The organism is Kribbella sp. NBC_01505 (genome assembly GCF_045040285.1).
GTDB lineage: Bacteria > Actinomycetota > Actinomycetes > Propionibacteriales > Kribbellaceae > Kribbella.
Genome location: NZ_CP109425.1, coordinates 6,674,816 through 6,701,036, shown reverse-complemented (window position 1 = coordinate 6,701,036; position 26,221 = coordinate 6,674,816). Strand labels below are relative to the sequence as shown.

Genomic DNA, 26,221 nt, shown 5'->3' with positions numbered 1-26,221 from the left:
GATTGGGAACGTTACTCCTACTTTCAATCACCAGGGACCTCGACCCGCGTCTCCACCCGGATCTCCACCCGTGGACGGTCCTGCCGCAGAGGGGTACCCACTTAGCGTCGGAGCATGTCCTTCGGAACCCTTCCCAACGCTCTCGTCATGATCGCGATCGTGGTCGCGGTCGTCGTCCGCCGACTCTCCTGGTCGGAGCTGAAGAACTCCGACGCCGACGCCTGGCGCGGTCCGCTGATCATGTGCGGCATCGGCATCTACCAGATGTACGGCAAACACCTCCAGCTCGGCCTGATCGACCTGGTTCTGCTGATCATCGGCGTCGCGGTCGCGCTGGTCGCCGGCTACGCCTCCGGCATGGTCGCTCAGGTCGAGCGGCGCGCCGAGAAGGTCTTCTTCCGGCTCGGCCTGCCCGGACTCGGCATCATGGTGGCGTACCTGGTCATCCGCCTCGGTCTGGCAGGCGTCGGGCACCTGCTCGGTGCGGCGGCTACCGTCGGCGGCGGTGCGCTGCTGCTGAGCATCGGCGCCAACCTGCTGACCCAGTCGCTGGTGATCCAGGGCAAGGCACACCGCCAGGCAGAGGAGTACAGCGTCAGTTGAGCACCTTACGGCGTCGGTTGGGCTTGAAGGCCCGGCTCCCGGGCGGCATGCACGGGGACAGCGGCTGGCTGGGCCGGGTGATGACGGCGGCGGTCGCCATCGGAGTCCTCGGTACGGCGCGGCCCGCGGAACGCTGGGTGTGGTTCGCCCTCGGCGCCGGGCTGGTCGTGTTCCTGGCCGGCACCCTGCTGATGACGGCGCGGCCGCGGCTCGCGCTCGCGCTGCTCAGCACGGTCGCGCTCGCGAACTCGCTGATCGCCGGTGTGCGGGACGCGAACGCCCTGGTGCTGGTCCTGGTCGCGATCACCACCATCGTGGTCGTCGACCTGAGCCGTTCGGGGATCCGGCCGATCCTTGCCGTCGGCATCGGTGTGGCGATCGGGTTCGCGCTCTCGGCCTGGTGGTTCGACCGGACCGGCAACTGGCTGCTGACCCAGTACATGTGGGCCGCGATCCTGATCGCCTTCGGCCTGAACCGCCGGCAGTACGAGGTCCAGGTCCGGCAGACCCGCGAACTGCTCGTCCAGACCCGCCTCGCCCAGAGCGAGCAGGCACGCGCCGCGGCCCTCGACGAACGCGGCCGGATCGCCCGCGACCTGCACGACGTCCTCGCCCACTCACTCGGTGCGCTGAGCGTCCAGCTCGAGGTCGCAGAGGCCCTCCTGTCCGAACGCCGCGACGTGGACGGCGCCTTGGAGCGGGTACGGCGCTCCCGCCGCCTCGCCGTACAAGGCCTGGACGAAGCGCGAAACGCAGTAGCCGCCCTCCGCGCAGACAACGTCCCGGAGCTGGCAGAGGCGCTACAGGCCCTCGCGAACCAACACGAAGCCGACCATGCCGCATCAGCCCATCTGACCGTCGCGGGCGCTCCCGTCAAACTCGACTCCGGCGTGACCGTCGCCTTGCTGAACGCGGCCCGCGAAGCACTCACGAACGCCGCGAAGCACGCCCCCGGCCAACCGATCGACATCGGCCTCGCCTACGGGCAACCGCTCGAGCACAACGGAGACGGCGAAGGCCGCAGCGGCGGTGACGGCAACTGGGTTCGGCTCGAGGTTCGTAATGCGGGCCCGACCAGGGGTGAGGGGTTTGGGCTTACTGGGATGCGGGAGCGGTTGGCCCTCGTGGGTGGGACGCTGACGGCTGGAGCTGATGGGGACGACTGGCTTGTGATTGCGGAGGTGCCTGGTGAGTGAGCGCATTCGCGTGATCGTGGCTGACGACCAGCAGGTTGTTCGGGAAGGGCTGGTGGCGCTGCTTGAGCTGCTCGAGGGGATCGAGGTAACCGGCGCTGCGGCGAACGGTGCCGAGGCGGTAGAGCTGGTTGCTCAGGGCAACGTCGATGTCGTGCTGATGGATCTTCGGATGCCGGTTCTCGACGGGGTCGGTGCGACCGCTCGGATCACCGCTGAGTACCCGGAGGTCGCCGTACTGGTGCTGACCACGTACGCCGATGACGCGTCGATCGCGACCGCGCTCAAAGCCGGAGCGCGCGGCTACCTGACCAAGGACGCCGGCCGGGTCGAGATCGGCGCGGCGCTGAGATCGACGGCTGCCGGCCAGTCCACCTTCGACCCCGAGGTAACCAAACGGTTGGTCGCCGGGCTAACCCCCGAGCCCGCGACCAACGACGGCCTGACCACCCGTGAAACCGAGGTCCTACGGCTGATCGCGCGCGGCCTCAGCAATCCGGAGATCGCGGCGCAGCTCTTCATCAGCGAGGCGACGGTGAAGACGCACATCAACAACACCTTCGCCAAGATCGGCGCCCGGCACCGCGCGGAGGCGGTCCGCTACGCCTACCGCCAAGGCATAGCTTCAGATCTTTAGCTCGGCAACAACCGGCCGGTGATCACTACCGGTGGAGTCCATCACCCAGGCCTTCGTCGGCTGGACCCCGCGAACCAGGATGTGGTCGATCCGCGCCATCGGGAACGTCGACGGCCAGGTGAACCCGAACCCGTGCCCGGCCGCACCCTGCGCCGAGCGCAGACCGGCGGTCAACGGCGCCAGGCTGCGGTCGGTCGCCGTACCGTTGAAGTCACCCATCACGATCACCCCGCCCAGCTTCTCGTCGGCGATCTGCCGCCCGAGAGCCCGGATCGTCTTGTTCCGCTGGTCCGAGGTGAATCCGCTGGTGCCGAACCGCACCGAGGCCAGGTGAGCGACGTACACCGCGACCTTGCCCTTCGGGGTATCCACCTCTGCCCGCAAGGCCCGGGTCCAGGCGAAGCCGACGTCGACCGACTCGCTCTCCTCGACCGGGTACTTCGACCAGAGCGCGACGGTGTCCCGCGTTACCTGATACGGATACTTCTTGGCGAAGGCAGCTTTGTAAATCTTGAGGTCCGCCGCGGTCAGCTCTTCCAGCGCGACGATGTCCGCGTTGGCCGCCAGCAGATCTGCGGCTGTCCGCTCCGGATCCGGGTTCGCCGCGTCCACGTTGTGCGACAGCACCCGCAGGTCGTAGGCACCACCGGTCGACTGCGGGATCAGTTGGTTGCCGAACATCCCGCCCCACACCACCGCGGGCAGCAACACAGCCACCCCAGCGATCGCGGAACGTCGTACCAGCGCGGCAAGAGCAAGCACCGGTACGGCGATGCCCACCCAGGGCAGGAAGGTGTCGAGCAGACTGCCCATGTTGCCGAACGAATTCGGCACCCAGCGGTGGAAGAGCAGCGGCATGGCGGACAGAACCGCCAGCACGGCTATGAACCAGCCGCGACGCCACTTGCCGTTCTTCCGCGCACGACGGGCGGCAACCCGTTGCGGCGGCCGTTTGGGCGCGAGTGTCGCGGTGCTGTTGGACATGAGCCGATTGTTGCGGACTCTCAGGCTCTGCCAAAGTCCGCACAGGCTTCTCTGCGGGGATTTCATCCTTGCGGACGACCGATCGGCGCCGAAGTGATTAGACATGTGTGAGAGCTCTGGTGCCTTGGGGGGATAACACTGACAATGCGGGGTATGCCGCCTGATCAAAGTGTGGAGCCGTTCGTCGTCAAGCGACATGGGCTGGGCACCACCAAGACGATGCTGCTGTTCTGCGCGCTGCTGGTCGGCGCCGAGATCCTGATCACGGTGCTCGCCGTGGTGATCGCGCGTGCTCAGGGCGACTCGGTGCGCGACGGCCTGGAGACGATCTGGCTGTCGTGGGGCGGCAGTCCGCTGATCTTCGCGCTGGGGATGCCGTTCCTGCTGCTGATCGGCGCGATCACCGCGCTGGAGGAGCGCCAGCAGGCCGACGAGGACGACGTACTGCTGTCCATCGACTCGGTCGGTGTCCACCTCGGCGGTACGCAACCGCGCACGGTCGGCTGGGCCGAGGTGCGCGGCATCTGCCGGATCGAGCGCCCGTTCGGGAGCGCCGAGGACGAGGAGTGGGAGCCCTATCTCGTCGTGCTGCTGCACGCCGACGAAGCACTCCCCCGCAGCTCCAAGGCCTGGGGCCCGTCACGACCCTGGCCAGGCTCACACGAGGTCATCGGACGTGCCATGCCGTACGACGACCTGGTGGCCGCCGTCGCCCGGTATGCACCGGACGTCCCGGTGACCGACCGCGGCCGCGTACCGGACTGACCCACTTCAGGTTTCACCTACGTCAGGTTTCACCCAGCGTTGAAACGGTGGTGGTCACCAGCCGCTCCCCTGACGATGTGCGTATGCGTCTCGCCCGAGTGGTCCTCGTCGCACTGTTGCTGGCCGGCCAGTTCGCTCTCCCTGCCCGCGCCGCCGAGCCCGCCGGTACCTGGAATCCGCAGGCCGCGCCGAATGCCGGCGTACCGGTTCCGCCTGGCGACGGGTCGTACTACATGTACGCACCTTCGGTCGTGCAACTCTCACCGACCGAGCGAATGGTCTACACCTGTGCCAATCGGGTGTCCGGCCAGACCTGGGACCACGTCGGCATGAACTACGGCACCCGCCGCACCGACGGCACCTACTCCTGGGGAGCCGTCCAGTTCCCCCTCGACCCGCAGGCGCCGGACACACCGTTCTGGGCGTCGAACCACATCTGCGATCCCGAGGTGGTGCGCGGCTCCTTCCGGTACGGCGGCCACACGTATCCCTGGGCGATGTTCGTCCTGGGCTATCCGGACCTCGGCAAGTACCCGAACGCGGACCCGGTCAACGTGATCGGTGTCGCGTACGCCGACCAGCCACAGGGGCCGTGGAAACTCAGCCGCAAGGCACTGCTCGACCGAGCGACCGACGGCCCGCTGAGCAGCTGGGGAGTCGGTCAGCCGAGTGTCACATCGATCGACGGCGCCGGCCGGTTGCTCGTGTTCTACAGCGGTGTGGCCAATGTGGTGCGGCGTGAGATCGACCTCAGCGACGCCGACAACCCGAAGATCGGCTCACGCGTCGAGCTCCCCACCGATGGCCTGACCCCGGAGCCCAACGGCGCGCCGTGGCTGCACAACGCGTCGTTCGTGTACGACGCGGCGCGGGACGAGTTCCTGGTGTCCCGCGACACCGGAGGCTTCAACGAGCGGGTCCAGTCGGACACCGAGATCAACCGGATCGCCGGCTCCGCAATCTGGTCCGGGACCGGCGCCTGGAGCGTGGTCGGCCGGCTGAACGAGTGCCAGAGTGGGTTCAGGTACAACCACAACTCGGGCATCGTGCGGAACGCGTACGGCATGATCGCGGACGGCTCCGAGATCGACGTCTACTTCGCGACCGAACCGCCCGGCGGCAACTACTGGGCGTACCGGCTGTCGCACGCGCAGGCTCCGCTCGCTTTCACCAGTGGGGCCAAGCCGGAACTGGTCACGCAGGAGAACGGCCGGCTGACCGTGCTCGGTCACACCGCCAGCCGGTGTGAGGCGAATGTGTGGAGTTCGACCGCGGCCGGACCGTGGACCAAGTTCGGCGCGAGCCCGGCCGGGCGACCGGTCGCGGCACGGCAGCCCGACGGCCGGGTCGCGCTGTTCTCCCGCGCGAACGACGGGTCGGTCTGGTCGAGCCTGCAATCGACACCGAACGGTAGCCAGCTCGGCTGGAGTCAGCTGGCCGGGTCGGCCAGTGCCGCCGACCCGATCGCCGGGCGGACGGCAGATGGCCGGCTGGTCGTCGTCACTCGGCGCAACGAAGCACCGGGCTCCCGGGTCTACGTGACCACCCAGCAGGTGCCCAATGGCGCCTTCGCGAGCAACTGGCAGGACCTCGGCGCCAGCCCGGCAGGTCAGCCCGTGATCGGTACGAACCAGGACGGGTCACTGGTGCTGTTCGCCCGGGCGGCAAAAGAGGCAGGAGGCCAGGTCTGGTTCAATCAGCAGACCGGTACCTCGTGGGCAGGCTGGCAGGTCGTGGGAGGCTCCCCCTCCTTCGACGGCGGACCATCCGTCGCCCGCCAAGCTGACGGCCGGCTGGTGCTCGTAGCGCGCCGCTGGGAGGGCCCGCTCTCCGTCGTCTACCGGTCCGTCCAGACAGCCACCGGCTTCACCCCGTGGACCAGCCTAGGCGCCGGGCCGGCCAACGACGCCGTACTGGTTGAGCAGGCCGGACGTCGCCTGGCCATGTTCGCCCGTGCGGCCGACGGCAGCATCTGGTGGACTCAGCAGGAAACCGACAACGGCGCCTTCGCCGCCTGGTCGTCCCTCGCCGGGTCGGCAGCAGACGACCCGGTGGCCCAGCTCCGCGCCGACAACCGTCTGGACCTGGTCATTCGCCAGCCCGACGGCCGCATCCTCCACCGCGTCCAGTCAGTCCCAGGAGCGACCACCTTCGACGATTGGCAGCCGATCAGATGAGGCTATGTTCGGAGGCATGACTGACATCAACAGCCCCGAAGAGCAGGCCCGGTACGAGCGAGGGCTCGCCGTCATGAGCACCATCGACGGCGGCGACGCCCCCGCGGTGATGGAGAGCCTGGGCGACATCGCGCCGGCGCTCGCCCATCACATCGTCGCCTTCGGCTTCGGCGACATCTACGCGCGCCCGCAACTCGAGCCAAAACAACGCCAGCTGGTCACCCTCGGCATCCTGACCGCCCTCGGCGGCTGCGAGCCCCAACTGGAGGTCCACATCAAGACCTCCCTCAACGTAGGACTCACCCCCACCGAGATCGTCGAAGCATTCACCCACGCCGCCGGCTACGCCGGCTTCCCACGAGCCCTCAACGCCATCACTGTCGCCAAACGCGTCTTCGCCGACCGCGGCCTCCTCCCCGTCACCCCCTAACGTCCGAAGATCCGGAGACCCCACCTACGGTTCCTTCGGACGTTACGCGCGCCCCTTCAACAACGTCCGAAGATCCGGAGACCACGCCTGCGGTTCTTTCGGACGTTAGCTCTGGGTGGTGAGGAGGGATTCGAGGTCGGTGAGGGTGGCCATGGCGCCGATGGGGCCGAGGCCGAGGAACCAGACCTCGTCGTTGACGCGCTTGGCGTGACCGGCCTTGACCGCCGGGAGCGCCTTCCAGAGGTTGCCGTTGACGACCTGGGACTCCTTGGTCCCGGTGATCGGGCCGAAGCTGGAGTAGAAGATCCAGTCGCCGTCGGCCTGGCCGATGTTCTCCTCGGAGACCTCGACCGCGAGGTCCTGGACGTCCTGCACCTTCGGCCGCGGCAGGCCGATGTCCTTCAGGATCACGCCGATGAACGACAGGTTCCCGTACAGCCGGATCTCGGCCGGACGGAACCGGACCAGCGAGATCGTCGGCGGCCCCTGGACCTTGCCCTTCACCTCGTCGGCGCGCTTCTGGTAGTCGTTCAGGATCTGGGTGGCCTTGGTCTCCTCGCCGACCGAGTCCGCGACCAGCAGGAAGTTCTCCTTCCAGGGGAACCCGGGCCGGATGCTCATCACCGTCGGCGCGATCGCGTTCAGCTTGGAGTAGAGGGTGGCGGCGCGCAGCTTGCTGCCCAGGATCAGGTCCGGCTTCAGGGCCGCGATCGCCTCGAGGTTCAGCTCGCTGACCCCACCGACGGTCTTGATCCCCTGCGCCTTGTCCGCCAGGTACGACGGGACGCCGTTCTGCCCGGTGTTGGTCGCCATCCCGACCGGCGTGATACCGAGCGCGAGCACATCGTCCAGCTCACCGCTGTCCAGCACCACGACCCGCTCGGGCTTCTTGTCCAGCTTGGCCTCGCCGAGCGCGTGCTTGACGGTCCGCGGGAACACTCCCGGCTGGGCGTCCGAGCCGAGCTTCGCGGTCTCGGCGTCGGCGGTCTTGAACAGCCGCCCGCCGGTCGCGACCTCGGTGTCACCGGCGCCGGTGTTCGCACTCTTCGTGTCACTTCCGCCACAGCCGGCCAGCGCCAGAACGGCGGCCGCCACGACGACTCCCATGAGTTTCTTCACGAACATTGAGACTACAACAAGTTTGGTTAGCCTCACCTCATCAGGTCCACCGGCCGCCCTGCTGCGAGGTCTACAACGATTTCCTTGTCCGGCAAGGCGATCCGGTGCAGTCCGGTGCGCGAGGCAACGACCGAGGCGGCGGTCAACTGTCCGCCCTGCCAGCTGACGTCGAGAACCAGGCCGCCGCGAGCGCGCAACCCGCGGAACGACCCGTCCGGCCACGCAGCAGGCAGTGCCGGCAGCAGCCGGATCACGTCGGTGTGGCTCTGGATCAGCAGCTCCGGGATACAGCCGGTCATGCCGAAGTTCGCGTCGATCTGGAAGATGTCGCCGTCACGGTGCAACAGGTTGTCCGACACCAGCCGAGCCAGGTAGTCCTGGATGACCTCCGACGCCTTCTCCGCCTCGAACAGCCTGGCCCACAACGCCACCAGCCAGGCCGCGGTCCAGCCGCCGTTGGTCGCGCCATCGGTCCGGACCGTCAGCGATCGCCGCGCGGCTTCCGCCCATTCCGGCGTACGGGCTGGGTCGATCTCTGCGCCGGGGTGCAGGCCGTAGAGGTGCGATTGGTGTCGGTGGTTGATCTCGGACGGCGTCCAGTCGGTCGGCCACTCGTGCAGCCGGCCGTCGGGCGTGATCCCGATCTCCGGCAACCGCTCCCGCGCCGCTTGGGCGCGCTTCTGAAGCTCGGAGCTCAACCCCAGCGCGGTTTCGGCCTCGGCGAGGTTGGCGAACAGCTCACGGATCAGCCAGATGTCGAACGTCGAGGTCAGGTCGACCGAGGCCTTCTCCCCCGACGGCAGGACGAAATGATGTTCGGGCGCTGTCGACGGAACGAACTGCAGTCGACCATCACCGTCCTCCACGAGCATCGACAGCACGAACTCCGCCGCACCCGCGATCAGCGGATAGGACCGATCCCGCAGCAGCTCCAGGTCCTGACCGAAGCGGTAGTGCTCCATCAGGTGCGCAGCCATCCAGACCCCACAGGTCGCACACATCGCCCAGACCGGATCATCACCTCCCGCACCAACCGGCCAGGTCGCACGCCAGATGTCGGAGTTGTGATGCGACACCCACCCAGGGGCGTCGTACAGGATGCGTGCCGTGTCGGCACCCGACCCGGCCAGGCCCTCAAGGAGGTCGATGAACGGCTCGAAGCATTCGCCCAGCCCGGTCACGTCCGCGGGCCAGTAGTTCATCTGGGTGTTGATGTTGTTGGTCCAGTCGCTGGCCCACATCGGCCGGCGATCCTCGTTCCAAATGCCTTGCAGGTTGGCCGCCTGCGTCCCGGGTCGCGAGGACGCGATCAACAGGTAGCGGCCGAAGTTGAAGGTGAGCGCGACCAGGTCCGGATCGTTGCCACCGGCAGCGACCGCCTTGATCCGCTCATCGGTGGGCAGCTCGCCAGCTGCCCCGAGCTGCAGTTCAGCCCGCTGGTAAAGGCTTTGATGATCCTCGACATGCCGCTCCCGCAGCTTGTCCAGCTCAACCGCAGCCAGTACGTCGGTTGCCGCGCGCAACGCCGTCCGCGGATCGCGACCGGGCGGAACCGACCACCCGGCGAACGTGCTCGCAGCGGCCAGCAACACCGTCACACTGCTGGATCCACGCACGGATATCCCGTCGTCCGACAGCGTGACTTCACCGCCGTCATGATGCACCTGCAACGCGATCCCGAATCCGATCCCATGACCGTCGTGGTACTGGATCGGATCCGGGCTCTCGCGATACTCGATCGTCAGCTCCGACGGTGCGCGACCGACAGCACCATAGATGCCGTCAGCAACGAAAGCGCTGATCGGATGCTGACTCTCCAGGCCGAGGTCCAGATCGACAGCTCCGGCCCGGTCGGCCGTGATCGTCCAGACCAGCACCTGGTCCGGCGCGGACACATAGGTCTCGCGCCGGAACCGCGTCCCCGCCACTGTGTAGTCGACCCCGACCACGCCGGTCCGCAGGTCGAGGCTCCGGCGATAGTCGCAGGCCTCCCCGACCGTGCGGATCAACAGGTCGGCGAGCGGCTGGTACGACTCGACCAGCGGACCCTGCAGATCCCGGGTCCGCTCGGTCGCTGCCAACCGATCACCGTCGGACAGCAACAACCGCCGTACGTCGGCCAACGCCTCCGGACCGCCCGTCACCTCGAGCTCGCGCGGCCCGTCGCCGGACCACACGTCGTCGAGATTCAGGGCGATCCGCTCCGCACCGACCCGGCCGAACACCTTCGCTCCGAGGTGCCCGTTGCCCACCGGCAACGCCTCGAACCAGTCCGGCGCGGGGGTACGGAACCACAGTTCGTGGGACATGAGTGCTACTTGCTCCCGGACTTGTACTTGTCGTAGGCCTGCTGGTTGATCTCCAGGTAGCGCGGCATCCCGGTGCTGTCGAGACCCTTCACGAACGCGTCCCAGTCGGTGTCGATGTTCTTCGACCCGGTGATGAAGGCGAGCTGGTTCTGGGTGACGTAGGTGCCCAGGTTCGTCTGCAGGGTGGCCAGCTCACCGCTCAGGCTGGGGTCCGGCCAGACCGAGGTCTGCGGGAACCACAGCGACTTGTCCTCGTGACCGACGTACTTCTTGGTCGTCTCCTGGTAGAGCCGCCGCTCGAGGCCCGCGTCGGAGTAGACGTCGGCCGGCACGGCCTGCTGGTTGCGGTAGTTCAGCGTGACGTTGTACTGCGCCATCGCGTCCCACGAGATGTTCTTCTTGTGCTCGGACTCGGTGAAGCGGTAGTAGTCGACCTTGGTCTTGTCGTCGAGCGCGATGTCACCAGGACGCGGCGCCGAGTAGCCGACCCCTTCGGGGCCCATGATGGCGATCTTGCGACCCTCGTCGCTGTAGATGTAGTCGAGCATCTTGATCGCGGCGACCTGTGCCTCCTTGCTGGCCTTGTTGGTCAGCATGAAGGTGTAGCCGGTCGAGCTCGGGTAGTTGTAGCCCGTGTAGCTCTTGCCGTCAGGCCCGGTCAGCGGCGGCACCGCGTCGTACTGCTTGTCGCGACCGTCCTTGGAGCCGAGCTGGACGAAGATGCCCGGGTAGAGCACCGGGACCGACCCGAGGACGACGGCCTTCGGGTTGTTGCCCTGGGCCTGCAGCGCCTGCGCGTTCTGGGTGAACGCGGCCTGGTCGATCAGGCCTTCCTTGAACAGCGAGTTGATGTACTTCAGGCCCTCCTTCCAGGCGTCGGTGTTGACCGGCGTGACGACCTTGTCGCCGTTCAGCGCGAGCAGCGAACGGTTACCGTTGTTGGCGCCGACCGGGTTGTAGGCGAACGCGTTCATCAGGTAGCCCATCAGGCTGCTGTCCTGAACGTCGGTGGTCAGCGGAATCTCGTCCGCCTTGCCGTTGCCGTTCGGGTCCTGGGTCTTGAACGCCTGCAGGACCTTGCGCAGGTCCTCGGTGGTCTTCGGCATCTGGAGGTTGAGCTTCTTCAGCCAGGCGCTGTTGATCCACAGCTTGTCCGGGTAGGTGCAGTGCACACAGTCCGACCACTGCGGCAGCGCGTAGATGTGACCGTCGGGCGCGGTCGACATCTCCTTGAGCGTCTTGTTCGAGTCGAGCTGCTTCTGGATGTTCGGGGCGTTGTCCTTGATCAGCTGCTCGAGCGGCTGCGCGACGCCCTGGGTGCCCAGCTTGAGGACCTCGGCCTGCGAGAAGCCGTCGACCCACGGGATCAGCATGAACAGGTCGGGGTAGTCGCCACTGGCCAGCGCGATCTGACGTTTCTCCTTGGCCGCGCCGGCGTCGTACGTCGTGGTCTGCCAGCGGAACTGGATCTTGAACTTGTCGCTCATGATCTTGCTGACCGGGTTGGTGTCCCAGTTGTCGTCCGGACCCTGCGGGCCGAACGTGTCGATGACGACCTTGCCGTCGGCAGAGGTCTCGTTCGCCGCCCCTTCGGTCTTGTCCGAGCTGCACGCCACGAGGGCGAGCAGGGCGGCCGCGGTCAGGGCCGCGACCTTGCTCACGGATGAGCGCATTGCTGTGTTCCTTTCTCAGGGGGCTGTATCAGCCCTTGACCGCGCCGACCATCACGCCCTTGGTGAAGTGGCGGGCGACGAACGGGTAAATGATCAGTACGGGCAGTGTCGAGACGACGATCAGCGCGTACTTGAGGACGTTCGCGAGCTGCTGACGTTCCAGGTTCTGGGCGATGTCGGCCGCGGACCCGGTGGTCGAGTTGAGGATGAGGATGTTCCTCAGGATGATCTGCAGCGGGTAGAGTCCCGGGTCCTTGAGGTAGATGAGGGCGTCGAAGTAGCTGTTCCACTGGAAGATCACGTACATCAGCGCGATCACCGCGATCACCGGCTTCGACAGCGGCAGCACGATCGACCACAGGAACCGCAGGTCGCTCGCCCCGTCGATGGTGGCCGCCTCGTGCAGCTCGTCCGGAATGGTCGAGCGGAAGAACGTGCGCGCGATGATCACCTGCCAGACCCCGATCGCGCTCGGGATCACCATCGCCCACCGGGTGTTCAGCATGCCCAGGTCCTGCACCACCAGGTACGTCGGAATCAGGCCGCCGGAGAACAGCATGGTGAAGATCAGCAGACTCATGATCACGTTGCGCCCGTAGAAGGTGCGGCGCGAGAGCGGATACGCGATCGCGATCGTCAGCGTGACACTGATCAACGTGCCACCGACCGCGTAGATCAACGAGTTCATGTACCCGCGCATGATCTGCGGGTCGGCGAACACGGTCTGGTACGCCTTGATCCCCGGCTCGATGGGCCAGAGCAGCACCCGCCCGCTGCTCACCGCGGCCGGGCTGCTGAACGAGTTGGACACGATGTAGATCAGCGGCACCGCGACCACGATCAACGCCAGCCAGAGCATGATCTTGACGCCGACCAGGAAGATCTTGTCGCCGCGCGTCTCCTCGATCGCCGTCCGCTTGGACGTGCTCGACGGCTGCTTCGCCGTACGGCGGAATCCTTGCAACGTGATGCTCATGACCAGAGTCCGTTTCCGGTGATCCGCTTGGCGACGAAGTTCACGACGACCAGCAGGACGAGGTTGACGACGGAGTTGAACAGCCCGATCGCGGTCGCCATGCTGAAGTCGGCGTTCAGCAGGCCGGTCTTGTACACGTACGTCGCGATGATCTCGGACTGCGCGGTGTTCAGCGGGTTCTGCAGGAGGAACGCCTTCTCGAACCCGATCGACATGATGTTGCCGACGCCGAGGACCAGGATGATCACCGCGGTCGGCATGATGCCGGGCAGGTCGACGTTCCGGATCCGCTGCAGCCGGCTCGCGCCGTCGATCCGGGCCGACTCGTGCAGTGCCGGGTCGATCCCGGACAGCGCCGCCAGGTAGATGACCGCGGAGTACCCGGTCGTCTGCCACACGTCGGACCAGACGTAGATGTGCCGGAAGTAGTCCGGCTTGCCGAGGAAGTCGACCGCCGGGACCCCGAACAACCCGATCGCGTCGTTCACGAACCCGAGCCGCGGCGACAGCACCAGGATCGTCATCGACACCACGACCACGGTCGAGATGAAGTACGGCGCGTACGTCACCAGCTGCACCGTCTTCTTGAACACCCCGACCCGGATCTCGTTCAGCGCGATGGCCAGGATGATCGGGATCGGGAAGCTCGCCAGCACGGTGTAGCCGGCGAGAAAGAACGTGTTCTTCACCAGGGACAAGAACACGGGGTTCTGGAACAGCAGCTCGAAGTTGTGGAATCCGACCCACGGGCTGCCCCACGCGCCCTTGATCGGGCTGAAGTCCTTGAACGCGATCACCGCGTTGCTGATCGGGATGTACTTGAAGATCACGAAGTACGCGAGCGGCACGACGATCAGCAGGTAGAGCTGCCAGTGCCGGCGCAGACTTCGGCGGGCCTGCGTCCACTGACTCGGCCTGGCCAGACGGGTGGGCTTCACCGCCTTCGCCGGAGCCGGCGCGGGCGGCGCCGCCGACTCGTTGTCCCGCACCTCGTACGTTGCACTCACTCCGCATCCTTTCCGTCACCGATCGGAGTGAAACCGATATCCGATAGGATTTCGCCTCACTCACCGGGAGGATGACACAGAACGACCGCCGGCGGAAGAGTCACCGACGGTGTCGATACCCGACCTTGACCGAAAAGGTCTGATCTCTTGCAGGCAAGGGAAAACCCGCGTTGCCCGAGGCAACCAACAAGGAAAACACCAGCAGGCCCGACGGCGAATTCCCATCGGACCGGGGCACCACTTCGGGCCACCCGGGGTCGCTCTGAGCCACCGACACCGGACCGCACCAGTATTTATTACCCTTGTGAACTATCTCGCAGTCAATCGTGTTCCCCGACCCATGTCAAGACTTGGCGGACGCCAACTACCGTCGGCGCGCGGAGGGTGGTCAGCGGTCGTCGAACGGCAGCTCTGCTACCGGAGGACCTTCTGACGACAAGACCTGACCCGACCATCACGGGGGAACGGCCGGGCCAGGCACTTTCGATACTACTCCGGTTCGGAGCATCGGGCCGGGTAAATGCGAGGCGGACGCGCCGGAAATCCGGCTACGATCCCGTCATGCGATCTCGCTCCTGAAAGCGCACCTCCGTAGCCGCCATCGCGGGACCGGTTTGGTCCGGACCCCTTGGCAGGCAGCCGTTGTGCGTCACGCCGCGATCGGCCCAGTCCCGGGCCGTGCCCCGTCACGCTCAGGAGCGACCACTTCATGCGCACTACTTATCGTTCGGCCGATCCGGTCCGGACCTATCGCACCTACAAGACCGTCTGGGCGTTCTGCGCCGCGCTCTGCTTCACGCTCAGCGCGGTCTACTACGTCCGGGATGCGGGCCTCAGCCCGCTCCAACTCGTCCTGGTCGGGACGACCCTCGAGCTCGCCTGCTTCCTGTTCGAGATCCCGACCGGCATCGTCGCCGACCTCTACAGCCGGCGACTCTCGATCGTCATCGGCGTAGCGCTGATCGGCTGCGGATTCCTGCTGCAGGGGCTGTCGCCGACGTTCCTGGCGATCCTCGGGGCGCAAGTGCTCTGGGGAATCGGGTACACGTTCACCTCGGGCGCCGATCAGGCCTGGCTGGCCGACGAGGTCGGCGCCGACCAGGTGGCCGGCGTACTGGTTCGCACGCAGCAGCTCAGCCTCGGCGGAACGATCCTCGGCACCATCTCCGCCGGAGCGCTCGGCCTGCTCGACCTGTCGCTGCCGATCAAGCTGTCCGGGATCGGGATGATCGTGCTCGCCGTCCTGCTCGCGGTGTTCATGCGGGAGGTCAACTTCCATCGAACGCCGGCCAGTGAGCGGGAGACGTTCAAGCAGATGGCCGACACGTTCAAGCACGGCTTCGCGGTCGCGCGGAAGCGTCCGGTCGTCCGCACGCTGGTGCTGATCAGCCTGATCTCCGGGCTGTCCAGTGAGGCGTTCGACCGGTTGTGGCAGGTGAAGATCCTCAGTTTCCAGTTCCCAACCGTGTTCGGGACCTCGGATCCGGCGTTCTGGTTCACCGTGCTCGGGCTGATCGGCACACTGCTCACCCTGATCAGCTCACTCATCCTGAACCGGCTTTCGCCCGAGCGCCTGACCGCCGCCCACCCGAACGGCGTACTGGCACTGCTCGCGCTGTTCCAGGTCATCGGCGTACTGGCCTTTGCCCTGCTCGGCAACCTGTGGCTCGCGCTGGCGGCTGTCTGGCTCCGAAGCATCGCGGACGCCCTGTCCTGGCCCGTCGAGTCCGCCTGGCTGAACCGCAACGTCGAGTCGCGTTCGCGGGCCACCGTGATCTCGTTCGTCTCGCAGGCGAACGCGATCGGCCAGGTCGCCGGCGGTCCCCCGCTCGGTGCCCTCGCCGGCCGAGCCGGCCTCCGCACCGCGCTAGTCGCCTCCGGCCTGCTCCTAGCCCCCATCCCAGCCCTCTTCGCCCGCCTCCGGACACCGGCGCCGGACCTGGATCGCGTCTGACCCGGACCGCCACCACTGACTAACCTCGCCCGCCCGGGCGGCCTACCGCTCGCGGGAGCGTGGCCCGGGACCTCCGGCCGGAGTTAGTCAGTGGTGCAGGTCCGCTCAGTCTTCGATCTTGATCTTCACCGGGACGCGGCGGGCGTCGTACGACGACTTGATCAGGCTGGCGACCGTGGTGACGAACAGGGTTGCGGCGATGAAGCTCAGCGAGGTGATGATGCCGATGTGCGGCAGGTGGATCGCGCCGATGTCGTCGATGTGCGAACCGTGCAACGCTTCCACGATCAGCTTCACCCCGATGAACGCGAGGATCACCGACAGGCCGACGTTCAGGTAGACGATCCGCTCCAGCAGGCCGCCGATCAGGAAGTAGAGCTGGCGCAGACCCATCAGGGCGAACGCGTTCGCGGTCAGCACGATGTAGGCGTCCTGGGTGAGCCCGAAGATGGCCGGGATCGAGTCGAGCGCGAAGATCACGTTCGCCATCCCGATCGCGGAGATCACGATCACCAGCGGGGTCAGCAGCCGCTTGCCGGTCTTCTCGTCGCGGGTCGCCAGCTTCGCGCCGTCGTAGTCGTGACCGAGCGGGAGGATCCGGCGCATGCCGCGCAGGACGGCGTTCTCCTGGAAGTCACCCTCGTCGTTCTCGCCCTCGATCGCGAGCTTGATCGCGGTGTAGACCAGGAACGCGCCGAAGATGTAGAACACCCAGCTGGCCGCGGAGATCGCGGCCGCACCGGCCAGGATGAAGACCGCGCGCAGCAGCATCGACACCACGATGCCGATGTACAGCACCTTGTCCTGCGCCAGCGCCGGCACGCTGAACCGCGCCATGATGATGACGAAGACGAACAGGTTGTCGACGCTCAGGCTGTATTCGGTGATGTAGCCCGCGACGAACTCGCCGCCGGTCTTCCCACCGCTGAACACGAACAGCCCGATCGCGAACAGCGCGGCCAGCCCGACGTAGAACAGCACCCACCGGGTCGCGTCCTTGATCGTCACGGTGTGATTCCGGCGCGCGATCACGATCAGATCGAACGCGACGATCGCGAGCAGACCGGCGATCGTGAGCACCCAGACAAGTGGGGGCATGACAGAAACCATGAGTGATCCTCCGGACGCGTGAGACTACATTGGTCCGGAGGTCTCTTCCGCCTGGATCTCTCCAGGCCGGCAGCACCGGTTCGGCCGCCCAGGCCTCCCGTGATGACGACACTGCCGTTGCGGAATACTCCCCTCCACAAACACGCCGACTCTATCCGATACCGATGCTTTCCACCGTGCACCAGGTCACAACCGGCGCGCTCTCAGTGATCGTATACCGCATACAGTCCTCAATACCAGTCCTGGTCTTCCAGGATTTAGTCACCTATGATGACTATCATGAACTTTGACCATCAGGCGATCATCGTCCAGGCGTGGAGTGCTCCGGAGACGACGTCGGTAGAGTTGCCGCCGGTGCGGGTGAACGAGGTGCTGCGTGCGCGGTACGACGTACAGCCCGCGTTCTCGTACACCGGAGCCGAGCTGTGGGACATGGAAACCCGGAAAGCCGCGGCCCCGGATCAGTACATTCCGACTGTGGTGCGGCCTTCGAGTGCGGAGAAGTTTCCGAGCACGTGGCACGGTCAGATCGAGGAGTTCACCCGGGTGTCGGATCAGCGGTTGTGGGCGGATCCGGCGCAGTTCGTGACCGTGATCGAGCACGTCCGGCTGGACCACGCGAACCGGCGTGCGTTCTTCGTCGGGGCCGAGCGGTTCGAGACGCCGGACGGGCGGATCCTCACGGCCGGCCAGGGGCAGCCGATCTTTCACGTCGAGCACTCGGTCGCCGGGCCCGAGGACGATCCGCTCAACCTCTGGCGGATCATCCATCTCACCGAAGCGCCCGACGACAAGCTGGCGGATGCGTTCGCCGACCTGGCAAAAGACCCTTACCTGCGCGTGTTCATCGAGGTACATCTGCGCGACGTCCTCGGACGCGACCTCACCCGTCGCTGACATCCGGTCTTGTAGGGTTCCCATCCAACCAATCGAGGAGGCAGTGGTGGAGCGCAGGGATGCGTCGACCGATCTGGGCGTCCTCGCGGGCCGACTCCTGTTCTCCGTACAGGGAGAACTGTTTCGCCGCCTGCACGAGCAGGGCTTCGACGACATCTCTCCGCGGCACGGCGCCGTACTCGCATATCTGCGCGCGGACGGGATCCGGGCGACCGAGCTGTCCCGGCTGTCCGGTCAGCACAAGCAGGTGATCGGCAAGAACCTCGACGAGCTCGAGGCTCTCGGGTACGTCGAGCGTCGCCCCGACCCTGAGGACCGGCGCGCCAAGCTCATCTTCCCGACCGACCGCGGCCGCGCCGAAGCGCTGGCCGCGGACCGGATCATGGCCGAGATCGGCGAACGCCACCGGCAGTCGCTCGGCCCGAAGGCCTACGACCGGTTCCTCGCGGACTTCCGCTTCGTGGTCGAGGCCCAGCGCACCGCCACCTGAAGAGCTTGCCCCTGCTGACCTTCATCACCTGGTCGGCATCAGCACGAAGACGGTCGGCGTCGCCCCGTTGTACCGGAGCAGCCGCTCACGCACGATCTTCAACCCCCGAACGCCGGCCACGGACTCACGAAACAACCGCTTGTCCTCGGTCAGCAGAACCGCCCGACCGTCCTCGGTGAGCACGCGCGCGATCTCACCGAGAGCGGCCGGATACAGCCGTTGATTGTCCCGGTGACTCCCGACCCGTTTCCCGAACGGCAGATTCGAGACCACCCGATGCACGCTTCCAGCCGGGTGCCGCAACTCCTCGGCGAGCCCGACGCTCAAGCTCGCGCTGCCGAGATTGCGCCGAGCCAGCTCGACCGACCCAGCGACACAATCCGAACCAATGACCTGTACGCCGTGCGCGTGCCTGCTCGCCGCCACCAGCAACGTTCCCGAGCCGCAGAACGGATCCAGCACCCGCTGGCCGTCCCGGATCTTCGCCAGCCGCACCATCACCTCCGCCACCACCGGATTAGTAGCCCAAGGCAACCTCTCCGACCGCCCGAACCGCTGCGGCCAATGCAACGGCCCGAGCTCCGCAACCCACCCCTGCTCGGAGTCGGTCACGTTCACGGTCCAGCCGCGCGGATCGTTCTTCCACCCCAGCCGCCGCTCGATCAACTCCACGAGTTCACGCTCGAACGGCGCCACCCGAAACCCCAACGCCCCCTCCCCCGCCAGCAGCCCGGACTCCTGCAGGGGCACGAGAAAGTCCACATCCCCGGGCCGGCCAGGCAGCCGGATCGCCGCCGACGAGTACAGCCGGCAGTCATAAATCTCCTGCAGACCGCCCCGAACCCGGCAGTCGACAGACGCCCGATGGGAACGAACATCCCGCACCGAGGCGAAGCCGCCGAGCTCAGCGGCCAGAAGGTCAACAGCTCCCTCCACACAACGAAGAGTGAGCTCCTCGTCGACCGAAGCGGACAGGTCGAACCGAGGCTCCCCCACCACGACCGCGACCCCATAGTTTGTCGATCAGCGGGGATCTACTGCCTCTGAGCGGCAGCAGATCCCCGCAAAAGCCGCTCCGACCTGCCTCGATCGCCGGCAGCTCGCTTTGTGGAACATCGTGGTCGCTGGGTGGACCTGGGTTCCACAAAGGCGGATCGCCCGCCTCCGGCGGCCGCTGAAGCCGTCGGGCGCGGCAGGGCGGTGGCTGAGGGGGATGGTGCGGTCGGCGATCGCGTTCACCTTGCCTGGGGCTGACGGGCTATGGCCGGGGCCGCAGCACCGTCCGCGATCAAGGTTCCCGTTGCTGGTGATCGTGGGCTGCGGGCGGCTGGGGGTTGGTGGTGCGAGCTGGGCCGGGGAGTCCTACTGGTCGATTTCGGGCGGTTCCGCTCCCCAGCCCGACAATGGGTTCACTCGCCACGGCCACAAGTTGGGGATGTGAACACTCAGCGGAGGGCGTGGACAGGTCATACCTTGTTCAAGGCCACTGGTTCTTGTTCAAGCCCCCGGATTGTGGCCGGGATCGGTCGCCGGGTGCTGCCGGCGGGCAGCGGTGGACCGGGGGCGCAGGCAGCAACCACCGCGACGGGTCAGGTACCAAGCCTCCTGATCGTCGGGAGCAACCACAACCCACAAGCCCAAGCAACCACAACCTCGGCCACCGGCCTCGCCATCCCCCTCAGCCGAAGACCACCTCAGCCACCCGTCTCAGTCGAACCGGCCGCAGCGGGGACCAGCCACCGGCCGCCCCCATTCCCCCACCGACCGCGCGCATGCGCTCGACTGCGGTCGGCGATCGCATTGACCTTGTTCGGGCTGTCGGGCTGTGTTTCGGGTCGCCTCAGTACCGTTAGGCAAAAAGTTTCCGTTTCTCACGAGGTCTGGGAGATTTCTGATCTGAGGAGTACAAAGAGGTCCTGTAGGTCTTACCGCCCCTAGACCTGGAGGACGTTATGGATGTGCAGTACGGACTTGTCGGCGAAGCATCATGGTTCTGTTGCGGGAACGCATGGGGACCCTGCGCGAGTACCGGGACCGGTGCTTGTGGGACGTGTCATTCGGGGAACTTCCAGCATGCGTGGACGAACACGTCGGACGCTTGCTACGCGATCACGCGGCCGGACAACTGTGGGGTTACTGGGGTATCCCGCAGGACGTGTGGGTTCCGGCACGCGACGACCAACCTGTGCAACGGCTCACGGGTGGTCACGTCGATCGCGGACTGTGGGCCGCGGACGCGGTCGTTCTGTGGTGAGCGCGCTTGCTGCGGAGGGACGTGTGCGTCCAACCGGGTGGTCGATCTGACCCCGGCGGCGTTCACGCGGATCGCCAGTCTCAACGCCGGGTTGATCCCGGCCGGCATCGATGTGGGATGAGGTGAGCTGAGATGACGACAACGATGGATCGACGCGCTCTGCTCACCCGTGCGGCGCTCGGCGCGACCGGTCTGGTCGCGGCGAGCGCGATGGGGTCACTGGCTCCGGAGGCCGCGTTCGCGGCATCCGCGCAGGTGCCGGATCCGGGCGCTCCGGACCCCAACTTCGCGGAAGGACTGATCACCGGACGCACCAAGGATCTCCTGCAGGTACAGGGATCCGACGGTCGGCAGCACAAGATCCAGCTGACCGGAGTGACGAGCGTCTGGAAGCTCCAGCCGACCACGATCGACCAGGCCATGATCGGCGACGGCCTGTACGCGCGCGGCGTCAAACTGCCGGACGGCGTACTGGCCGCAGAGTCGGTCTGGATCAACATCGTCAACCTGGACGTGATGATCAACTCGATCGGCCGCAGCGGACTCAACCTGGATCACTTCGGCCAGAAGGTCTTCGGCCACGTGCAGCCGGGGATCACCGCGGCCGTTTACAACGGCACACCGGCGATCTCGGACCTGTCGTTGCTGCGGGTCGGCCGGCACGTCCAGGTGATCGGCGCCTGGCGACCCGGTACGAACGAGATCGACATCGCGACGATCTACGCGGCGAACTGACCGGGGGGCCGCGATGTTCGCACAGCAAGTGGCGGCCGCCCAGCCGCTGCTGATCGGACTACTCCTCCTCTGGTCGTCGTACGGCAAGCTGACCAACCCAGCGGAGGCCCAAAAGACCGCCCTCCCGAAACTCCTCGGTGAGAACAAGGCCACACCGGCCTATCGCGCCGTCGGCGTACTCGAGGCGGTCCTCGCGCTGGCGCTTCTGAGTCCACCCGCCTGGACTGCAGAAGCGCTGGCGGCAACAGCACTCGGACTCGGATTCACCGGCTACCTGATCTACGCCAAGATCGTCGTCCCCGAAGCTTCCTGCGGCTGCACCGGTACGTCGGCCAAACCCGTGGGCGCACGTGCGATCGGACGCGCATTGTTGCTGACAGCAACTGCCGCGGCCGCACTGACGACATCCCAAGGGTGGTGGTCGGCCGGACCGGCCACGCTCCTCCTACTCGCCGAAGCGGCCGCGTTCGTCGCACTGTCGCCCGAGCTCGACCGCTACTGGCTACTACCCCTCAGGAGACTGCGCATCCGGCTCAGTCACCCACTCGCCGGCACCGCGAGCGACGCCGTACCGCTCGCTGCCACGGAACGCCGCCTACTCCTCAGCCCCGCCTACCGCGCGGTCACCGGATTGCTCCGATCGGACGTCCGCGACTACTGGGACGAAGAGGACTGGCGGTTCGTCAGCTACACCGCCCGGTACGACGGCCGCGCGGCGACCGCCGTCTTCGCCGTACCGCATGGCGATTCCACCCCGGAGACGGTCCGCGTCGCCGTCGTGGACGAGACGTCAGGGCAAACCCTCTACCGGCCGGCGCTTCTGAGCCTGGTCGGCTAGCTACCCAAGCCCTCGCGGAACTGATCGAGCATCAGTTCCGCGGGGGCTTCCTGCTGTCCCGATCTAGCGACGAGGCCGGGATGCTCGTACGATCTGACGAATTGGGAAAGCGCATGCCGAGCACCTTGGGCCACCTGTTGTGCGGACCGGCGTTCACCGGTTGACAGCAATCCGTCACGGGTGGTCTCATGCGGGAATATGGTTAGGAAACTTTCCTAATAGGCAATGGACCACCAGTACTGGCTCCCCTGCAGCTCCTCCGCCCCGGAACACCAGGAGACCTCGATGACACCTCGCACGCTCCGGCGCAGGCTCGTGTCGAGCGCGGCCGCATTCGCCGTCGCGCTGACGCTGACCTCCGCTCCCCCATCCGCCACCGCGGCCCCGACCGACTACCAGGCCGAGACCGCGACCATCTCCCAAGGCGTGGTCGAATCGAACCACGCCGGCTACACCGGCACCGGCTTCGTCAACTACGACAACCTCGTCGGCAGCTACGTCGAGTGGACCGTGACCGCACCGGCCGGCCCGGCCGACGTGACACTGCGCTACGCCAACGGGACGGCGGCCAACCGGCCGATGGACTGGACCGTCAACGGCGTCGCCGGCGCCGTCGGCATCACCTATCCCGGCACCGGCGACTGGCCGATCTGGGCGACCAAGACCGTCCGGCTCCAGCTCGCCGCCGGTACCAACAAGATCCGCGCCCGCGCCACCACCGCCGACGGCGGACCCAACGCGGACAAGCTCACCGTCAACCCGGTCAGCGACGACGTCACCCCGCCGTCCGCCCCGAGCAACCTCGCGGTCAGCAACATCAAGTCGAACGCGGCCACCTTCACCTGGTCCGCGGCCGGCGACAACGTCGGCGTGGTTCGCTACGAGATCAATCGCGGCGGCAACGTGCTCAAGGTGGTCGACGCCAACACGTTGACCGCGACCGTGGACACACTGACGGCCAACACGGCGTACGACGTCTCGGTCGGCGCGTTCGATGCCGCCGGCAACGCTTCGCAGCAGAGCAACGTGGTTGCCTTCAGCACCCCGCCGAGCGGCGACACCCAGCCGCCGACGGCACCGGGCAACCTGCGGTCGACCGGCGTGACCGCGAACAGCGTTTCCCTTGCCTGGAACGCCTCCACCGACAACAGCGGCAGCATCGCCGGGTACGACGTCTACCAGGGCGCGACCAAGGTGGCGACGACCGGCTCGCTGACGACGACCGTGACCGGGCTGACCCCGAACACGGACTACGGCTTCACGGTCAAGGCTCGGGATCCGGACGGCAACGTCTCCGCGGCGAGCAACGCGCTGACAGTCCGTACGTCGGCCACCGGCGTCGGCGGCATTCCGGCGTACGACAAGGACATCGCGAAGCTCGACCTCGGGTGGAGTGTGGCGTTCCTGCCGGACGGGTCGGCGCTGGTGACCGAGCGGGACCGGTTCGAGGTCGTGCGGGTGACGGCGACCGGCCAGAAGACGACTCTCGGCAAGGTGCCGGGCGCGGTGACGACCACCGGTGAGGGCGGTCTGCTGGGTCTCGCGATCTCACCGAGTTTCGCCAGTGACCACTGGGTTTACTTCTACCACACGGCCGCGAACGACAACCGGATCGTGCGGATGAAGTACGAGAACGGCGTGCTCGCCACCACCTCGTCGCCGGTGCTCACCGGACTGGCGAAGAACCGGTACCACAACGGCGGCCGGATCGCGTTCGGTCCGGACGGCAAGCTGTACGCGACGGTCGGCGACGCGAAGAACTCAGGCAACTCGCAGAACAACGGCTCGCTGAACGGCAAGATCCTGCGGATGAACGCCGACGGTACGGCGCCCAGCGACAACCCGTTCTTCAGCACCGGCGGCAACGCGCGCTATGTGTGGAGCCGTGGCCACCGCAACCCGCAGGGTCTCGCGTGGGACTCGCGCGGTCAGCTGTGGGCGGCCGAGTTCGGTGAGAACAGCCAGGACGAACTCAACCTGATCCAGAAGGGCGGCAACTACGGCTGGCCCGCCTGTGAGGGAACCATCGGCGACTGCGGCGGCTACATCGCGCCGAAGCGCACCTGGTCCACCTCGCAGGCCGGACCGAGCGGCCTGGAGATCGTCAACGACTGGATCTACATCGCCGGTGTCACCGGCCGCCAGTTGTGGGTCACGCAGATCAACTCCGCCGGCAACGGCGTCGGCACCCCGCAAGCCGTCTTCTCCGGCCGCTGGGGCCGCCTGCGCAGCGTCACCAAAACCCCCGACGGCGGACTCTGGGTCACCTCCACCAACAACGACATGAACGGTGGCTCTCCAGACACCATCGACAACGTCATCGTCCGCCTCAAGTTCGGCTGACCTTTGTCGCTCTAAGAACAGGACGTATACGTCCGATCCGCCCGGCCCGCTCAGCTGCTGAGCGTGCCGGGCGGTCTACGTAGCCCTCTATGTCCTGTTCTTAGGAGCTACACAATCAGCAGCGTCTTGCCGACTGTGGCGCGGGAGTCGATGGCGGCGTGGGCCGCGGCGGCCTCGGCCAGTGGGAAGGTCTGGCCGATGAGCGGCGTGAGGCTGCGGTCGGCGAGGAGTTGGAGGGCGCGGCGCGGGAGTTCGCGCCAGGCGACCGGGTCCGGCTGGTAGATGCCGACCACGGTGACGTCGTCGCGGTGATCCGCGCCGGCGAAGTCCCCGCTGGCCGCTCCGTAGCCGAGGAACCGCCCGCCCGGGCGGGTGATCGCATACGCCGCCCGGCCGATCTCGCCACCAGCGCCGTCGAACACCACGTCCACGCCCTCCAGCCCGTCGGACCAACCGGCCACCGAGTAGTCCACGGTCTCGTGAGCGCCGAGCTCGCGCGCACGCTCGAGCTTGGCCGCTCCCCGAGCCGCCGCGACCACGGTCGCACCAGTTGCCGAGAGCAACGGAATCAGCCAGCTCCCGAGACTGCCTGCGGCCGCGGTGATCAGTACGCGCTCACCGGCCGACACCGTGGCCAGGTCCAGCTGCGACAACGCTGTAGCACCGTCGTGCAGCGCGGCCAACGCGGTGGTCAGCTCCAGTCCGCCCGGCACCGGGAACACCTCGGACGCCGGTACGACGCTCTGTTCGGCGTACCCACCTCCGTCGTAGGCCCCGACACCCGCCGTACCGGCGATCACCCGCCGCCCAACCAGCCCGCCGTCCACCCCGGCGCCAACCGAGCGCACGACACCAGCCACCCCCGCGCCCAACACGATCGGCGGTTCGAGCTTGAAGTACTCCTGTCCCCATCCGGCCCGCAGCTGGGTATCCAGGAACAGCACCTCGGCCGCCTCCACGTCGATCAGAACCTCACCCGCTCCAGCCGCGGGCTCCGGCACCTCGACCACCTCGAGCACCTCAGGACCGCCGAACCGCGCAACACGAACCGCACGCACCGTGAACCTCCTCAACTAGTCAGGCTCACAACGTTAAAACCTCAACCATGATTGAGGTCAAGCGGTCCTCGGCCGGCCGAAGTCGGCGTACTGGGGGATGCCGGACTCCAGGGCGTGCAGGGCGAGGGTCAGACGGCGGTGCATGGAGGGGCGGATCCGGGGTGCGGCTTCTTCGAGCGTGAGGAAGGCGGTGGTGCGGACCTCGGTCGGTTGGAGGACGAGTTCTTCGTCGCCGGTCAGTACGCCGCCGTCGAAGACGAAAGCCAGCGCGTCATGCCAGACACCGCGCGCCGGATCCCAGTCGACGACCAGCAGCGGGCCGATCGGCAGCTCCAGCCCGATCTCCTCCAGCACCTCCCGCCGGCAAGCGTCGTACGGCGACTCGTCGGGCTCGGCGATCCCGCCGGGGATGTCGAGCGTCGGCTTGTACGTCGGCTCGATGAACAGGATCCGTCCACCCCGATCCCGGATCAACGCACCCCCCGCCACCCGCTTCCGCGGCAACCGCTCCGCGATCCCCTCATGAAACTCGGCCTCCGGCTCCCCCTCAGCCACCAAATCATCCCGTCGACTCATACCCCCAGTCTCCCCCGCCCCACCGAGCCGGGGGGTTGCCCACCGAAACCCTCGACAGGCAACCCCCCAACCGAAGGGACAACCCCCGAAGTG

22 protein-coding genes are annotated in these 26,221 nt (G+C 66.9%); 12 read left to right on the top strand and 10 right to left on the bottom strand.

The features are described 5' to 3' along the window. Positions 1–114 precede the first annotated feature (114 nt). Genes OG474_RS31745 through OG474_RS31735 form a run of 3 tightly spaced genes read left to right on the top strand, consistent with a single transcriptional unit; the run spans position 115 to position 2,433 of the window. Positions 115–603, top strand: a complete 489-nt coding sequence (locus OG474_RS31745) for a hypothetical protein (RefSeq protein WP_405057282.1) — start codon at positions 115–117, stop codon at positions 601–603. Continuing rightward, positions 600–1,799 (top strand): sensor histidine kinase, encoded by a 1,200-nt coding sequence (locus OG474_RS31740; protein WP_405057281.1) that lies wholly within the window; start codon positions 600–602, stop codon positions 1,797–1,799. Before OG474_RS31745 ends, OG474_RS31740 begins: the two co-directional genes overlap by 4 nt. Next, positions 1,792–2,433, top strand: coding sequence for a response regulator (locus OG474_RS31735; protein ID WP_405057280.1), 642 nt, complete (start codon positions 1,792–1,794; stop codon positions 2,431–2,433). Before OG474_RS31740 ends, OG474_RS31735 begins: the two co-directional genes overlap by 8 nt. Here the strand turns inward: OG474_RS31735 and OG474_RS31730 are convergent. Then, a complete protein-coding gene (locus tag OG474_RS31730; protein WP_405057279.1) occupies positions 2,422–3,417 on the bottom strand; it encodes an endonuclease/exonuclease/phosphatase family protein in 996 nt (331 codons plus the stop codon). The two genes, OG474_RS31735 and OG474_RS31730, sit on opposite strands and share 12 nt — an antisense overlap. A 153-nt stretch (positions 3,418–3,570) precedes the next feature. On the opposite strand from OG474_RS31730, the gene OG474_RS31725 reads away from it, so the two are divergent. From OG474_RS31725 to OG474_RS31715, 3 genes are all read left to right on the top strand, one after another. Next, entirely contained in the window at positions 3,571–4,182 is a 612-nt protein-coding gene (locus OG474_RS31725; RefSeq protein WP_405057278.1) for a hypothetical protein, read from the top strand. An 83-nt stretch (positions 4,183–4,265) separates the two neighbouring features. Further along, entirely contained in the window at positions 4,266–6,359 is a 2,094-nt protein-coding gene (locus OG474_RS31720) for a hypothetical protein (protein WP_405057277.1), read from the top strand. 16 nt (positions 6,360–6,375) lie between these two features. Beyond that, positions 6,376–6,789 carry a carboxymuconolactone decarboxylase family protein gene (locus OG474_RS31715; protein WP_405057276.1) on the top strand — a complete coding sequence of 138 codons (414 nt, stop codon included), beginning with the start codon at positions 6,376–6,378 and terminating at the stop codon, positions 6,787–6,789. 105 nt (positions 6,790–6,894) lie between these two features. Here the strand turns inward: OG474_RS31715 and OG474_RS31710 are convergent, their stop codons facing one another. From OG474_RS31710 to OG474_RS31690, 5 genes are read right to left on the bottom strand one after another with little or no spacing between them, the layout of a single operon-like run. Continuing rightward, positions 6,895–7,908 (bottom strand): ABC transporter substrate-binding protein, encoded by a 1,014-nt coding sequence (locus OG474_RS31710; RefSeq protein ID WP_405057275.1) that lies wholly within the window; start codon positions 7,906–7,908, stop codon positions 6,895–6,897. A gap of 32 nt (positions 7,909–7,940) precedes the next feature. Then, the gene (locus OG474_RS31705) at positions 7,941–10,217 is read right to left on the bottom strand and encodes a glycosyl hydrolase family 95 catalytic domain-containing protein (RefSeq protein WP_405057274.1); all 2,277 of its coding nucleotides are present in this window, start codon (positions 10,215–10,217) and stop codon (positions 7,941–7,943) included. 5 nt (positions 10,218–10,222) lie between these two features. Beyond that, positions 10,223–11,890 (bottom strand): ABC transporter substrate-binding protein, encoded by a 1,668-nt coding sequence (locus tag OG474_RS31700; protein ID WP_405057273.1) that lies wholly within the window; start codon positions 11,888–11,890, stop codon positions 10,223–10,225. A 28-nt stretch (positions 11,891–11,918) separates the two neighbouring features. Continuing rightward, entirely contained in the window at positions 11,919–12,866 is a 948-nt protein-coding gene (locus tag OG474_RS31695; RefSeq protein WP_405057272.1) for a carbohydrate ABC transporter permease, read from the bottom strand. Beyond that, a complete protein-coding gene (locus OG474_RS31690; protein WP_405057271.1) occupies positions 12,863–13,873 on the bottom strand; it encodes an ABC transporter permease in 1,011 nt (336 codons plus the stop codon). The genes OG474_RS31695 and OG474_RS31690 overlap by 4 nt, the downstream gene beginning before the upstream one ends. 709 nt (positions 13,874–14,582) lie before the next feature. Between OG474_RS31690 and OG474_RS31685 the strand changes: the two genes are divergently transcribed. Then, positions 14,583–15,827 carry an MFS transporter gene (locus OG474_RS31685; RefSeq protein ID WP_405057270.1) on the top strand — a complete coding sequence of 415 codons (1,245 nt, stop codon included), beginning with the start codon at positions 14,583–14,585 and terminating at the stop codon, positions 15,825–15,827. A 105-nt stretch (positions 15,828–15,932) separates the two neighbouring features. Here OG474_RS31685 and OG474_RS31680 read toward each other — a convergent pair whose 3' ends face one another. Next, entirely contained in the window at positions 15,933–16,925 is a 993-nt protein-coding gene (locus OG474_RS31680; RefSeq protein ID WP_405057269.1) for a TerC/Alx family metal homeostasis membrane protein, read from the bottom strand. 291 nt (positions 16,926–17,216) lie between these two features. Here OG474_RS31680 and OG474_RS31675 point away from each other — a divergent pair, with 291 nt between their 5' ends. Further along, complete coding sequence (locus OG474_RS31675; protein WP_405057268.1) at positions 17,217–17,834, top strand: hypothetical protein; 618 nt, start codon at positions 17,217–17,219, stop codon at positions 17,832–17,834. A gap of 46 nt (positions 17,835–17,880) precedes the next feature. Continuing rightward, positions 17,881–18,324, top strand: a complete 444-nt coding sequence (locus OG474_RS31670) for a MarR family winged helix-turn-helix transcriptional regulator (RefSeq protein ID WP_405057267.1) — start codon at positions 17,881–17,883, stop codon at positions 18,322–18,324. Positions 18,325–18,348: 24 nt separating this feature from the next. On the opposite strand, the gene OG474_RS31665 is transcribed toward OG474_RS31670, so the two are convergent. Further along, a complete protein-coding gene (locus OG474_RS31665) occupies positions 18,349–19,260 on the bottom strand; it encodes a TRM11 family SAM-dependent methyltransferase (protein WP_405057266.1) in 912 nt (303 codons plus the stop codon). A gap of 1,450 nt (positions 19,261–20,710) precedes the next feature. On the opposite strand from OG474_RS31665, the gene OG474_RS31660 reads away from it, so the two are divergent. The 3 genes from OG474_RS31660 to OG474_RS31650 all read left to right on the top strand — a co-directional run bounded on the left by OG474_RS31660 (position 20,711) and on the right by OG474_RS31650 (position 24,494). Beyond that, positions 20,711–21,313, top strand: coding sequence for a cell wall protein (locus OG474_RS31660; RefSeq protein ID WP_405057265.1), 603 nt, complete (start codon positions 20,711–20,713; stop codon positions 21,311–21,313). Positions 21,314–21,326: 13 nt separating this feature from the next. Next, positions 21,327–22,151, top strand: coding sequence for a MauE/DoxX family redox-associated membrane protein (locus OG474_RS31655; RefSeq protein WP_405057264.1), 825 nt, complete (start codon positions 21,327–21,329; stop codon positions 22,149–22,151). A gap of 285 nt (positions 22,152–22,436) precedes the next feature. Then, positions 22,437–24,494 carry a PQQ-dependent sugar dehydrogenase gene (locus OG474_RS31650; protein ID WP_405057263.1) on the top strand — a complete coding sequence of 686 codons (2,058 nt, stop codon included), beginning with the start codon at positions 22,437–22,439 and terminating at the stop codon, positions 24,492–24,494. A gap of 107 nt (positions 24,495–24,601) precedes the next feature. On the opposite strand, the gene OG474_RS31645 is transcribed toward OG474_RS31650, so the two are convergent. Both OG474_RS31645 and OG474_RS31640 read right to left on the bottom strand, forming a co-directional pair. Further along, on the bottom strand, positions 24,602–25,552 hold the full coding sequence (locus OG474_RS31645; protein ID WP_405057262.1) for a zinc-binding dehydrogenase: 951 nt from the start codon (positions 25,550–25,552) through the stop codon (positions 24,602–24,604). Between the two features lie 57 nt (positions 25,553–25,609). Continuing rightward, complete coding sequence (locus OG474_RS31640; protein ID WP_405057261.1) at positions 25,610–26,128, bottom strand: NUDIX domain-containing protein; 519 nt, start codon at positions 26,126–26,128, stop codon at positions 25,610–25,612. Positions 26,129–26,221 lie beyond the last annotated feature (93 nt).

Bases quoted from the DNA above. Each gene is read 5' to 3' on its own strand.
- OG474_RS31730 (WP_405057279.1), bottom strand. From the start codon at position 3,417: ATGTCCAACAGCACCGCGACACTCGCGCCCAAACGGCCGCCGCAACGG.
- OG474_RS31745 (WP_405057282.1), top strand. From the start codon at position 115: ATGTCCTTCGGAACCCTTCCCAACGCTCTCGTCATGATCGCGATCGTG.
- OG474_RS31660 (WP_405057265.1), top strand. From the start codon at position 20,711: ATGACGACAACGATGGATCGACGCGCTCTGCTCACCCGTGCGGCGCTC.
- OG474_RS31685 (WP_405057270.1), top strand. From the start codon at position 14,583: ATGCGCACTACTTATCGTTCGGCCGATCCGGTCCGGACCTATCGCACC.
- OG474_RS31725 (WP_405057278.1), top strand. From the start codon at position 3,571: ATGCCGCCTGATCAAAGTGTGGAGCCGTTCGTCGTCAAGCGACATGGG.
- OG474_RS31680 (WP_405057269.1), bottom strand. From the start codon at position 16,925: ATGCCCCCACTTGTCTGGGTGCTCACGATCGCCGGTCTGCTCGCGATC.
- OG474_RS31700 (WP_405057273.1), bottom strand. From the start codon at position 11,890: ATGCGCTCATCCGTGAGCAAGGTCGCGGCCCTGACCGCGGCCGCCCTG.
- OG474_RS31705 (WP_405057274.1), bottom strand. From the start codon at position 10,217: ATGTCCCACGAACTGTGGTTCCGTACCCCCGCGCCGGACTGGTTCGAG.
- OG474_RS31720 (WP_405057277.1), top strand. From the start codon at position 4,266: ATGCGTCTCGCCCGAGTGGTCCTCGTCGCACTGTTGCTGGCCGGCCAG.
- OG474_RS31650 (WP_405057263.1), top strand. From the start codon at position 22,437: ATGACACCTCGCACGCTCCGGCGCAGGCTCGTGTCGAGCGCGGCCGCA.
- OG474_RS31655 (WP_405057264.1), top strand. From the start codon at position 21,327: ATGTTCGCACAGCAAGTGGCGGCCGCCCAGCCGCTGCTGATCGGACTA.
- OG474_RS31695 (WP_405057272.1), bottom strand. From the start codon at position 12,866: ATGAGCATCACGTTGCAAGGATTCCGCCGTACGGCGAAGCAGCCGTCG.
- OG474_RS31675 (WP_405057268.1), top strand. From the start codon at position 17,217: ATGAACTTTGACCATCAGGCGATCATCGTCCAGGCGTGGAGTGCTCCG.
- OG474_RS31640 (WP_405057261.1), bottom strand. From the start codon at position 26,128: ATGAGTCGACGGGATGATTTGGTGGCTGAGGGGGAGCCGGAGGCCGAG.
- OG474_RS31715 (WP_405057276.1), top strand. From the start codon at position 6,376: ATGACTGACATCAACAGCCCCGAAGAGCAGGCCCGGTACGAGCGAGGG.